Annotated in this window: 8 protein-coding genes; 4 read left to right on the top strand and 4 right to left on the bottom strand. The window is 70.1% G+C overall.

What is annotated here, in order from left to right:
- Nucleotides 1-35: 35 nt before the first annotated feature.
- Nucleotides 36-926, bottom strand: a complete 891-nt coding sequence (locus tag IFT89_RS03695) for a LysR family transcriptional regulator (RefSeq protein ID WP_194599925.1) — start codon at nt 924-926, stop codon at nt 36-38.
- Nucleotides 927-1,015: 89 nt separating this feature from the next.
- On the opposite strand from IFT89_RS03695, the gene IFT89_RS03700 reads away from it, so the two are divergent.
- Nucleotides 1,016-4,489: a bifunctional proline dehydrogenase/L-glutamate gamma-semialdehyde dehydrogenase gene (locus IFT89_RS03700; RefSeq protein ID WP_202938269.1), complete on the top strand. Its 3,474-nt coding sequence runs from the start codon at nt 1,016-1,018 to the stop codon at nt 4,487-4,489.
- Nucleotides 4,490-4,683: 194 nt separating this feature from the next.
- Here the strand turns inward: IFT89_RS03700 and IFT89_RS03705 are convergent, their stop codons facing one another.
- A complete protein-coding gene (locus tag IFT89_RS03705) occupies nt 4,684-5,688 on the bottom strand; it encodes an aldo/keto reductase (protein ID WP_202938304.1) in 1,005 nt (334 codons plus the stop codon).
- Nucleotides 5,689-5,785: 97 nt separating this feature from the next.
- On the opposite strand from IFT89_RS03705, the gene IFT89_RS03710 reads away from it, so the two are divergent.
- Nucleotides 5,786-6,253 carry an NUDIX hydrolase gene (locus IFT89_RS03710; protein WP_202938270.1) on the top strand — a complete coding sequence of 156 codons (468 nt, stop codon included), beginning with the start codon at nt 5,786-5,788 and terminating at the stop codon, nt 6,251-6,253.
- 10 nt (nt 6,254-6,263) lie between these two features.
- Entirely contained in the window at nt 6,264-7,364 is a 1,101-nt protein-coding gene (locus IFT89_RS03715; protein ID WP_202938271.1) for a hypothetical protein, read from the top strand.
- On the opposite strand, the gene IFT89_RS03720 is transcribed toward IFT89_RS03715, so the two are convergent.
- A complete protein-coding gene (locus tag IFT89_RS03720) occupies nt 7,361-8,509 on the bottom strand; it encodes an acyltransferase family protein (protein ID WP_202938272.1) in 1,149 nt (382 codons plus the stop codon). The two genes, IFT89_RS03715 and IFT89_RS03720, sit on opposite strands and share 4 nt — an antisense overlap.
- 89 nt (nt 8,510-8,598) lie before the next feature.
- Between IFT89_RS03720 and IFT89_RS20700 the strand changes: the two genes are divergently transcribed.
- Entirely contained in the window at nt 8,599-10,362 is a 1,764-nt protein-coding gene (locus tag IFT89_RS20700; protein WP_202938273.1) for a right-handed parallel beta-helix repeat-containing protein, read from the top strand.
- Between the two features lie 57 nt (nt 10,363-10,419).
- Here IFT89_RS20700 and IFT89_RS03730 read toward each other — a convergent pair whose 3' ends face one another.
- Nucleotides 10,420-12,504, bottom strand: a complete 2,085-nt coding sequence (locus IFT89_RS03730; RefSeq protein WP_370582530.1) for an ABC transporter ATP-binding protein — start codon at nt 12,502-12,504, stop codon at nt 10,420-10,422.
- Nucleotide 12,505 lies beyond the last annotated feature (1 nt).

Genomic DNA, 12,505 nt, shown 5'->3' on the forward strand with positions numbered 1-12,505 from the left:
ACCGCCCTTCGACAAGCTCAGGGACCGGGGATGGGTCAGGCCGCCGCGGCTTCGAGGGCGGCGCGGAAGGCGACGATCGCCGGGCGGGTGACGCCGGCCTCGCGCGCGGAGGTGAAGATGGTGCGTCGTGGGAGGTCGGGCAGGTCGACGAGGCGACAGCTGGCCGGCTCACCAGCCCACTGGAGGTCGGGGATGAGGGCGACCGCATTGCCGGACTCGATCAACCGGATCTGCGCCTGGAGGTCGGCGGTCTGGTAGCGGACGTCGGGCTCGAACCCGGCACGGCGGCACAACTGCTCGGCGAAGTGGCGTGACGCCGCTCCGTGCGGCTCCATCACCCAGGGGAGGTCGGCCGCATCCTCGATGCGCAGGACCGGGTGGATCTCGTTCGCGACCGGCGGGCACGCGAGTCGGATCGGGTCGGTGGCGAGCTGACGGCGGTCGAGTCCGGGATGCCGCGGGGCGGCGTGGGCGGGGTACTGCTCCGCGACGACGACGTCGAAGTCGCGCGCCCAGGTCTCGGCCAGCGCCGTCTCCGGTTCGTGCTGCACCATCTCGACGCGGACGTCCGGGTGGTCACGGCGCATGGCGCTCAGGGCCGCCGGCATGAGCGCGAGCGCCGCCGACTGGAAGACCGCGACGCGGATGGTGCCCGACACGGTCGTGAGGGACGCCCCGAGGTCGGCTTCTGCGCGCTCGAGCGTGTCGAGGAGGGCATCCGTGTGTCCCACGAGGATCTCGGCCTGCGGGGTGAGCTGCACCCGTCGACCGACCTTCCGCAGGAGCTCGACACCGGTCTCCTGCTCGAGGACGGAGAGCTGCTGCGACACGGAGGAGGGGCTGAAGTTGAGGGCTGCGGCGACCTCGGCGATCGTCCCGCGGATCTTGAGTTCGCGCAGGAGGCGGAGCCGTCGGACGTCCAGCACGGTGCCCTCCAAAACCATCGGCTCAACCGATGGATATCGTTCGAAAACCTTCGCTGTATCTTATTGGTCCCGACGCCGATACTGGCACCATGACCGACACTCTTGCATCGACGCAGCAGCTCGACCGCGACGCCCTCGCCACCGAGGCCATCGCCCTCGTCCGCCGCTGGCTCCAGACGGCCTCGACGATCCCCGCCGACGCCTCCGCGCAGCAGCTCGCCGGTGTGTTGAAGGACCCGACCGGCCTCGAGTTCACGGTCGGCTTCGTCGACGGCGTCGTTCGTCCGGAGGACCTCCGCGTCGCGGCCCGCACCCTGCAGACGATCGCCCCGAAGGTGCCCGCGTTCCTCCCCTGGTACCTGAAGGCCGCCGTCCGCTGCGGCGGTGCGTTCGCCCCGATCCTGCCCGGCGTCGTCATCCCGATCTCCCGCAAGGTGCTCCGCAACATGGTCGGCCACCTCGTCGTCGACGCCACCGACAAGAAGCTCGGCCCCGCGATCGCGAAGATCAAGACGCCCGGCACCCGGCTCAACGTCAACCTGCTCGGCGAGGCCGTTCTCGGTACGGGTGAGGCCGCGCGTCGTCTCGAGGGCACGCACAAGCTGCTCGCGCGCCCCGACGTCGACTACGTCTCCATCAAGGTGTCGTCGACCGTCAGCCCCCACTCGGTCTGGGCGTTCGACGAAGCCGTCGAGCATGTGGTCACGAGCCTCACCCCGCTGTTCGAGCGTGCCGCCAAGGCGACACCTGCGAAGTTCATCAACCTCGACATGGAGGAGTACAAGGACCTCGACCTCACCATCGCGGTCTTCACCAAGCTCCTCGACCTCCCGCAGTTCCACGACCTCGAGGCCGGCATCGTCCTGCAGGCCTACCTGCCCGACGCGCTCTCCGCGATGATCCGTCTCCAGGAGTGGTCGGCCGGTCGTCGTGCCGCGGGCGGCGCCGGCATCAAGGTGCGCATCGTGAAGGGCGCCAACCTCCCCATGGAGCAGGTCGAGTCGTCGCTCCACGACTGGCCACTCGCCACCTGGTCCACCAAACAGGACTCCGACACCAACTACAAGCGCGTCGTCGAGTACGCCCTGCACCCCGACCGCATCGACAACGTGCGCATCGGCGTCGCCGGCCACAACCTCTTCGACATCGCCTTCGCCTGGCTGCTCGCCAAGCAGCGGGGCGTCGAACGCGGCGTCGAGTTCGAGATGCTGCTCGGCATGGCGCAGGGCCAGGCCGAGGCTGTGAAGCGCGACGTCGGCGAGCTCCTGCTCTACACGCCGGTCGTGCACCCGCAGGAGTTCGACGTCGCCATCGCCTACCTCATCCGCCGCCTGGAGGAGGGAGCGAGCCAGGACAACTTCATGTCCGCCGTGTTCGAGTTGAGCGAGAACGAGACCCTCTTCGCCCGTGAGCAGCAGCGGTTCCTCGCGTCGCTCGCGGAGCTGGACACCACCGTCCCCGCGCCGAACCGGCAGCAGGACCGCACGAAGCCGGCCGAGGCCTCCCCGGTCGACGCGTTCGAGAACACCCCCGACACCGACCCCTCGCTCCCCGCGAACCGGGTCTGGGGACGCGACATCCTCACCCGCGTCACCGAGTCGCGGCTCGGGAACGACACCGTCGCCGCGTCCATCCTCGACAGCGTCGAAGCCCTCGACGCCGTCATCGACGGAGCGACTGCAGCGGGCGCCTCGTGGGGCTCGCTCTCCGGCGCCGAGCGTGCGGTCATCCTGCACCGCGCCGGCGACGTCCTCGAGCAGCGTCGCGCCGACCTCATGGAGGTCATGGCGTCCGAGACCGGCAAGACCCTCGACCAGTCCGACCCCGAGGTGTCCGAGGCGATCGACTTCGCCCACTACTACGCCGAGCGCGCCCGCGAGCTCGACCACGTGGACGGCGCGACCTTCACCCCCGCGAAGCTCACCGTCGTCACGCCGCCGTGGAACTTCCCCGTCGCCATCCCCGCCGGCTCGACCCTCGCGGCGCTCGCCGCCGGGTCGCCCGTCATCATCAAGCCCGCCCGTCAGGCTCGCCGCAGCGGCGCGGTCATGATCGAGGCGCTCTGGGAGGCTGGTGTGCCGCGCGAGGTGCTCCGCTTCGCGCAGCTGGCCGACAACTCGCTCGGTGAGCGCCTGATCGCCCACCCGGCGGTGGAGCGCGTCATCCTCACCGGTGGCTACGAGACGGCGGAGCTGTTCCGCTCCTTCCGCCCTGAGCTGCCGCTCCTCGCCGAGACGTCCGGCAAGAACGCGATCATCGTCACGCCGAGCGCCGACCTCGACCTCGCGGTGAAGGACGTCGTCGCGTCGGCCTTCGGTCACGCCGGTCAGAAGTGCTCGGCCGCGTCGCTCGTGATCCTCGTCGGGTCGGTCGCGTCCTCGCGCCGCTTCCGTCACCAGCTCGTCGACGCCGTCACGTCGCTCAAGGTCGGCTACCCGGTCGACCCGACCACGCAGATGGGTCCGATCATCGAGCCGGCGAAGGGCAAGCTGCTCGGCGGCCTGACGACGCTCGGCTCCGGTGAGTCGTGGCTGGTCGAGCCGAAGCAGCTCGACGACAGCGGCAAGCTGTGGAGCCCCGGCGTGCGTGCCGGCGTCGCCCGCGGCTCCGAGTACCACCTCACCGAGTACTTCGGCCCGATCCTCGGGATCATGACGGCCGAGACCCTCGAGGAGGCCATCGCCATCCAGAACGAGATCGACTACGGACTCACCGCCGGGCTGCACTCCCTGAACCCGGCCGAGCTGCGTCTCTGGCTCGACGGCATCCAGGCCGGCAACCTGTACGTGAACCGCGGCATCACCGGCGCGATCGTGCAGCGTCAGCCGTTCGGCGGTTGGAAGAAGTCCGCGGTCGGCGCGGGGACGAAGGCCGGTGGCCCGAACTACCTCATCGGCCTCGGCTCGTGGTCGAGCGCCGAGAGCACGGCTGAGCGCACCGTCGGTCGGTCGGCGGAGCGCCGTGGCCCGAAGCCCCCTGTCGCCTCGTTGCTGCGTGCCGCTGACGCGGTGCTCACCGCCGACGAGTTCGCGTTCCTGCGCCGGTCGGTCGCGAGCGACGCAGCCGTGTGGGCGGACGAGTTCGGGGTCGCGAAGGACGTCTCGAAGCTGACCGCCGAGCGCAACGTGTTCCGGTACGTGCCGCGTGAGGTCCACGTGCGTCTCGTGGACGGCGGTTCGGTCGCGGAGCTCATCCGCGTCGTCGCCGCCGGTGCGACCGCGGGCGCGACCGTGCACGTGTCGTCCGCCGTCGCGCTGCCGCCGAAGCTCGTCCCCGCCGTCGAGGCCATCGCCGGTGGGATCACCGTCGAGAGCGAGGACCGCTGGTACGTCACCGCCGCCTCGCTCGTCGGGACGAAGACCGGTGCGCGCGTCCGGATCATCGGTGGGACGACCGAGGGTGTCGCCCATGCGACCTCCGGCAGCCCCGACGTCGCGATCTACGCGGGCGACGTCACCGAGGCCGGCCGCATCGAGCTGCTGCCGTTCCTCCAGGAGCAGGCGGTCTCGATCACGGCGCACCGCTTCGGCACGCCGAACCACCTCTCGGACGACCTCATCTGACCCGACTCCGCGCGGTTCGCAACTCAGGAACGCCCCGGCGTGTCATCCCGACACGCCGGGGCGTTCTGCATGCCGCGCCGACATCCTCCTGAGTTGTGAACCTGTCTCAGGAGAACTCCGGCGGGTCGGGTGGGTGCGGGGGCGACGCGCCCGAGCTGTCCTGAGTTAGGTATGCGTGCGGAGAAGAGGGTGGGCTAGCGGAGGGTGCCGTGGACGGCGAACTCGTCGATGCGCGCGAGTTCGGCATCGTCGAAGTCCAGGCGGTGGATCGCCGCGTAGTTGCCCTCGAGCTGCTCGACCGAGCTGGCACCGATGATCGCCGACGTGACCGTGTCGCGACGCAGCACCCACGAGAGCGCCAGCTGCGCGAGCGTCTGGCCGCGTTCCTCGGCGATCGTCTGCAGACCGCGGGCGCGCTGGAGATAGGTGCCCGTGATCGAGTCCTCGTTGAGGAAGTGGCTCGTCGCCGCACGCGAGTCCGACGGGACCGTTCCGCCGAGGTAGCGGTCGGTCAGCATTCCCTGCGCGAGGGGGCTGAACACGACGGCACCGAGACCGAGGTCGTCGAGGGTGTCGAGCAGGCCGTCCTCGACCTCGCGGGAGAACATCGAGTAGCGCGGCTGGTGGACGAGCAGCGGGACGCCGTGCTCACGAAGCGCGGCCGCCGCGGCGATGGTCTGCTCTGGGGAGTAGTTCGAGATGCCCGCGTACAGCGCCTTGCCCTGCTTGACCGCCGTCGCGAGCGCACCCATCGTCTCCTCGATCGGGGTCTCCGGGTCGGGGCGGTGCGAGTAGAAGACGTCGACGTACTCGACGCCGATGCGCGCGAGGCTCTGGTCGAGCGAGGACAGCATGGTCTTGCGTGAGCCCCACTCGCCGTAGGGCCCCTGCCACATGTAATAGCCGGCCTTCGAGGTGATGATGATCTCGTCACGGTGGGCGGCGAGGTCCTCGGCGAAGATGCGGCCGAAGGCGGTCTCGGCGGAACCCGCGGGCGGGCCGTAGTTGTTGGCGAGGTCGAAGTGGGTGATCCCGAGGTCGAAGGCGCGGCGCACGATGGCCCGCTGGACCTCGATGCTGCGGCCTTCGCCGAAGTTGTGCCAGAGACCGAGGGACAGCGCGGGGAGGCGCAGTCCGCTGCGGCCGACGCGGCGGTAGGTCATGTCGTCGTAACGGGTTTCGGCTGCTTCGTAGGGCATGGTCTGCGCTTTCATCATCGAATCGTCGTGGTGCCGGAGGCAAGCGTACCGTGATCGTTCACGGCCGAGCCGATGCGGCGTCGAGTAGCGTGAGCACGTGTCGTCCACCACGCTTTCACCCGCTGAAGAGCCTGTGTCCCACCCGCGGTCCGGGTGTGGCGTCGCGATCGTCCGCGACGGTCGGATCCTCCTGCTCGAGCGCCGCCGCGAGCCCGAGGCCGGATCCTGGGGCATCCCCGGCGGGAAGGTCGACTGGATGGAACACCTCGAAGCAGCCGTCCGCAGGGAGGCCTTGGAGGAGACCGGGCTCGAGCTCGGCTCGATCGAACTGCTGTGCGTCGTCGACCATTTCGAGGAGGCGCTGCACCAGCACTGGATCTCGCCGGTGTACCTCGCGGAGGACACCGTCGGCGAGCCTGAACTCCGAGAGCCGGAGAAGCACGGCGGTCTCCGGTGGTTCCCGCTCGACGCGTTGCCGGAACGGGTGACCGTGTCCACGGTGGCGGCGGTCGAAGCGATCGCGCGGTCTCGCGGATCCAGACGCCCGGACAGCGCCGACTCGTAGACTCGGGCGCGTGACCGATCACCCGTCGTCCGACGCCCGCAACGACTTCGTCACCTTCGACGCGCTCCGGGCGGAGGCCGTCGAGCAGCCGGTCCGACGCGGAGCGGGCGCATGGGGCTTCTTCGGCACGGTCGCGATCGTGATCGGCGCCCTGTTGATCCCGGTCGCCCTCGTCAGCACCTGGGCGGACACGATGCTCCGCGACACCGACGCATTCGTCGACACCCTCGCCCCGCTGGCCACGGACCCCGCCGTCCAAGCCTTCGTTGGGGACCAGGCGCTCGCCGCGCTGGAGAGTCAGGTCGACCTCGAGGCAGCGGCTGCGGCACCGGCCGACCTCGCGGCGACCCTCTCGCTCCCGCCGGCGATCTCGGAGGTGCTCGGCGCGATCGGTGGCGACACCGCGGATGCGCTGCGCGAGGTCCTGCGCCGGAACGTCGCCGAGTTCGCGGCCTCGCCCGCCTTCGCGACCGCCTGGACCGAAGCCCTCCGCGTCACGCATGAGCAGCTCGTCGCGGGCGTCTCCGGTTCCCAGGGAGCGGTCATCGACGTCTCGGCCGAGCAGGGCCTGGGCGTGCAGTTGGGACCGATCGTCTCCGCGACCCGCACGTGGCTGGTCGACGCGGGGTTCGGCTTCGCGGCCGTCATCCCGGACGTCGACCGCGTGGTCGACGTCGTCCCGGCATCGCAGGTCGCGCCGGTACTCAGTGGAATCCAGGTGATCGAGACGGCGGCGGGTTGGTCGCCCTGGCTCGCGATCGGGCTCCTCGCACTCGGGGTGATCCTGCTCTGGCTAGGGCGCCGCAACCCGAGCCGGACCGTGGCCGGAGCCGCGATCGGCGTCCTGCTCGCGGCGGGTCTGACACTCATCCTGCTCGGTGCTGCTCGGCTCGCCCTCGTGCTCGCGGTGTCGGTCGCGATCCCCGGCGGCGTCGGGGACGCGGCGGCGTCGCTGCTGCTGGGCCCGCCGACCGATGCCGCCTGGTCCGTGCTCTGGGTGTCGCTTGCCGTGGCCGTACTCGCCTTCGTCAGCGCCGCGTTGCGGCTCCCCGAGCGCATCGCGCAGGGCGTTCGGTCGGCGCGGGGTCCGCTGTCGGGCACGAACGCCTAAGCGCCCGTCGCCGATTCGTCGGCATGGACGGCCTGGCTCGTGCGCGGTGCTGCGAGTCGCCGATGCCACGGCACCTCCACGAGCGTGTGGAGCAGCCACGACGCGGCGAGGATCGAGCCGAACCAGGCCAGGATGATCGGAGCACGGAGGAGGAGCGGCATGCCGTCGACGGCGCTCGGCGTGATCGCCTTCGCCAGCAGGATGAGCACGAAGACGTGCACGAGGTACGTGGAGAACGAGAGCTGCCCCAGGATGCGCGCGGGGCGACTGCGCAGCACCGCGGTGGAGCGCGGGCTCGCGACCGCCAGGCCTCCGACGATGATCCCCGCGAAGGTGATCGCGGCCCAGGCTCGTGGTGCTCCGGGTTCGAGTGCGATCGCCGCCACCACCAGGCCGGCGGCACCTCCCGCAGCGACCCACGCCGCTCGTCGGGTGACCGGGAGGGCTGCCGTCCACTCCGCCACGCAGACGCCGAGCACGAAACAGCACAGCACCCGGAGCGTCGGCGGCGCCATGCCGTTCATGGCCGACGGGGCGACAGCGGCGGCGATCGTCGTCGCGCAGACGAGACCGACCGCGAGGGCGGCCACCGGGGCCGGGCCGCGCATCCGGCCGCGGAAGGCGAGGGCGAACACCGGGAACAGGATGAACGCGAGGAACTGGGCCGACAGTGACCATGCGGGCGGGTTCCACCACAGTGCGTCGCCGAACCACGCGCGGGTGAGGGTGAATTCGGCGAGGAGGCCGATGGGCGGGAACGCCCCGTCGTCCGTTGGGACACCGACCATCGCCCCACCGACACAGAGCAGCACGAAGGCGAGGAGTACGGCCACGTGAGCCGGGTAGAGGCGCGCCACGCGGTTCCGGAGGTAGCGACCGTAGGCGGGCCAGGTCCAGCGCCGATCCAGGTAGGCCCGGGCAATCGTGTACCCGCTCAGGACGAAGAAGACGTCCACGGCGAGTCCGGTGTGGGCCATCGGCGCGAGCCACGAGAGCTCGGGCAGCACGGAGAACAGCCAGTCCGCGGAGTGCGAGCACACCACCCACCAGGCGGCGATGGCGCGGGCACCGGCGAAGGCGGTGTGGTCGACGCGAGGTGCCGGTCGGCGGCCCGGTCCGGTCGCGCGTTTCGCGGGTGACGGCATGGTGCTCCTGAGTGGTCGGGCGGCGGTGAACGCCCCGGACTCTCATCCTAAGATGCTTTTGTACCTCATGCTTCTGTACTGTATGGATTGTGGACAAGACATCACGACGCGACGGAACGGCTCGGTGGCGGAGGACCGGAGCGGGAGCCGACCCCACCCCGGATCCCGAACCGACGGCCGTCGAGCCCGATCCCGACCCCGAAGTCCCGTCGTCACCACCCGACCCCGACCCCGCGCCGTCGGCGCCGACCGGGAGTGCGGACGCCCAGGCCGCCCCGCCCGTCGAACTCGTGCTCGAAGGTCCCGGGATCGACCCGACCGGCGCCTCCGTCAGCACCACCGCGGTCCTCGCCTGGTTCGCGGCTGTCCCGGCCGGCAGCACCGTGATCGTCCGCGGCGGCGACGTCATCGCCGTGGACGCGACGATCCGGATCGACCGTCGCGTCCATCTCCGCGGGCGCGGCGAGCTGCGGTTCGTCGGAGGTGTCGAGGCGGCCCCGGCGCTGAAGCTCATCGTGTCGGGCAGCTCGGTGACCGGTGTCCGGGTCAGCTACGCGGGCCCGCCGGCGTCGAGCACGGGTGAGCGCAACACCGGGATCAGCATCTGGGCGAGCGACGTCCTGATCGACGGCGTCACCGTCGACGGGTTCCAGAACGGCATCGCCGTGCAACCGGCGGGCGAGTTCGAGGGCGTCGTCATCTCCGCGTGCCATGTCCTGAACATCGTCGGCTCGGGCGGAGGGCGGGGATCCGCCTCGTCTGCGGGCGAGGATCGCGGCGACGGCATCACCGTCTGGGGTGCGCGATCGGCGATCGTGGGCAACATCGTCTCGGCCGCCCCCGGCACCGACGCACGGGTCGGCATCCATGCCGAGAACCTGCCCGACTACGCGGTCGACCCCGGGTCCTGGGCCGACTCGATGGTCACGATCGAGGGCAATGTCGTCACCGGGCCGTTCCGCCGGTCCATCGCCGTCGAGGGCATGGCCCACACCGTCGTGACCGGCAACACCGTGTCCGACGCGACCTGGTGGGGACTCGCCGTCATCGACACCCGATCCGTCGCCCTGGTCGCGAACACGGTGCGCTGGACACGCACGACCGACGACGACCAGGGGTCCGCCTGGGGGCCGAAGCGCTGCCCGGTGATGATCTACCGCGACGCGCAGGGAACCGTGGTCTCCGGGAACGTCATCGAGATCCGCGGCGTCGCGGCAGCGGGCATCATGGCCCAGGCGGCGACACCGCCCCGCGGTTCGACCACCGTCATCGGTGCCGTCGACGCGCTCATCACCGAGAACGTGGTCCGCATCGCCGGCGGCACCTGCCCGATCGGGATCGCGCTCGATCGGACGAGACAACCCGTCGTCTCAGGCAACCGCGTCGCCGTCACGCTCGCATCGGGCTCGGTGGGCGGTGTCGTGTCGTACCTCGCCGAGGATGCGGTGGTCTCCGACAACTCCATCACCGGGGCCGCGACCTCCAACGGGTTCGGGGTGCTCCATCAGGGTGCCGGTTCGATCGTGGTCATGGGGAACCGCATCGACCGCATCCGGGTGGCGGTCGCCGTGAGCAACTGCACCGGTGGCGCGACGATCATCGGCAACACGGGACGCGAATGCGAGTACGGCCTCGACACCTTCGGCACGACCGGGCATTCGGTGGTGCAGGGCAACCGTTGGGAGACGAGCAACACGGCGCACGCGAACGCGCAGCCGAACACGAGCTACCTCTCCACGCGGCACATGGGGCTCGCGCGGCCGTTCGGCGGTCGCTCCGGCGACATCCTCGTCGGGAACGGACGACTGTGGGTGAACGACCAGGGCACCTGGCGCTCGACGCCCCTCAGCTGAACCGAGGGGCGGGCGCTCGGGAATCGAGTGCCCGCCCCTCGTGGCGTCGGCGTCGGATCAGCTGCGCGGTGCGTGGGCTGTATCGGACCCACTGGCGACGGCTGCCTCGTCGATCGCCGACTGCTCCTCGCCGCCGCGGAACTGCGTGCGGTAAAGCTCGGCGTACGCGCCGTCGACCTCGAGGAGCTGCGCGTGCGAGCCCTGTTCGACGATCCGTCCGTTCTCCATCACGAGGATCGTGTCCGCGTCTCGGATGGTCGACAAGCGGTGGGCGATGACGAACGAGGTGCGGTCGGAACGCAGCGCCGCCATCGCGTGCTGCACCAGCAGCTCGGTCCGCGTGTCGACGGAGGACGTCGCCTCGTCGAGGATGAGCAGCTTCGGCTTCGCGATGAACGCGCGGGCGATCGTGATGAGCTGGCGCTCACCGGCCGAGACGCTGCCGCCGTCCGCGTCGAGGACGGTGTCGTACCCGTCGGGCAGCTGCCGCACGAAGCGGTCGACCATCGTCGCCTCGGCGGCCTCGACGACCTCCGCGTCGCTCGCGCCGAGTCGGCCGTACCGGATGTTCTCGCGGATCGTCCCCTCGAACAGCCAGGCGTCCTGCAGCACCATCCCGACCTGCGACCGCAGCTCGGCGCGGGTCAGGGCGGTGATGTCGACGCCGTCGAGCAGGATGCGACCTCCGGTGAGCTCGTAGAACCGCATGACGAGGTTCACGAGGGTCGTCTTCCCGGCCCCGGTCGGGCCGACGATCGCGACGGTCTGACCCGGCTGCGCGGAGAAGGAGAGGTCCTCGATGAGCGGCTTCTCGGGGTCGTAGCTGAAGGAGACGCCGTCGAACTCGACGTGGCCGTCGGTGTGCTCGGGCAAGTGTGCGTCCGCGGTCTCCGCGTCCTGTTCCTCGGCGTCGAGCAGCTCGAAGGTGCGCTCGGCGGACGCGACGCCCGACTGCAGCTGGTTCGCCATGCCGGCGATCTGGCTGAGCGGCTGCGAGAACTCACGCGAGTACTGGATGAACGCGGTCGCGTCGCCGAGGGTCATCTGGCCGGAAGCGACCCGGAGGCCGCCCACGACGGCGATGAGCACGTAGGACAGGTAGGACACGAAGGTCATCGCCGGCATGATCATGCCGGACACGAACTGCGCGCCGAACGCCGCCGTGTAGAGCTTCTCGTTGCGCTCGTCGAACTCGGCGAGCATCTCCTTGTCGCGGCCGAAGACCCGCACGAGCTCGAGGCCCGAGAACGACTCCTCGATGTGCCCGTTGAGCGAGCCGGTGTTCTTCCACTGCGCGGTGAAGAGTTTCTGCGAGCGGGAGCCGATGACCCCGGCGATCAGCGCGGACAACGGCAGCGCGATCAGCGCGATGAGTGCGAGCTGCCACGACACGATGAACATCATCGCCGTGATGCCGAGCACCGTGAGCGCAGACTGCACGAGTTGCGAGAACGCCTGTTGGAGGGCGGTCTGGATGTTGTCGACGTCGTTCGTGACGCGCGACATGAGGTCGCCGCGCTGACGGGTGTCGAAGTAGCTCAGGGGAAGGCGGTTGAGCTTGCGCTCGATGTCGCGGCGGAGCGTGTAGACCACGCGCATGACGAGCCCGTTGAGGATGTACCCCTGCGCCCAGTTGAGGATCGACGCGACGATGTACATGCCGAGCACGATGATGATCAGGCGGCCCAGCAGGGTGAAGTCGATGCCCTGACCCGGGGTGATGTCCGACTTCTCGAGCATGTCGGCGTACTGGTCGTTGCCGGATGCGCGTGCCTGGTCGACGACTTGGTCGAGCGTCGCGCCGGCCGGGAGCTGCGAGCCCATCACGCCGTTGAAGATCGCGTCCATCGCGAGACCGAGGATCTTCGGGGCGATGACCGTGAGCACGACCGAGAGCACGACGAGCCCGACGACGATGCTCATCTTGACCTTCTCGGGGGCGAGGAGACCGACGAGTCGCTTCGCGGACGGCCAGAACTGCTCGGCCTTCTTCGACGGGGTGCCGCCGAACATGTCGCCGTCGGACTCACCCGGGGTGAACTCCGGTGCGAGCGCCTCCTCCTCGACCGCGTTCAACTCGGGAGCCTGGGTGGTGTCCTTCGAGGCGCCGGAGGAGCGCTTGTCACGTGGTGAACGGGCCATG

It is taken from the genome of Plantibacter sp. CFBP 13570, from assembly GCF_014841395.1.
Lineage (GTDB): Bacteria > Actinomycetota > Actinomycetes > Actinomycetales > Microbacteriaceae > Plantibacter > Plantibacter auratus.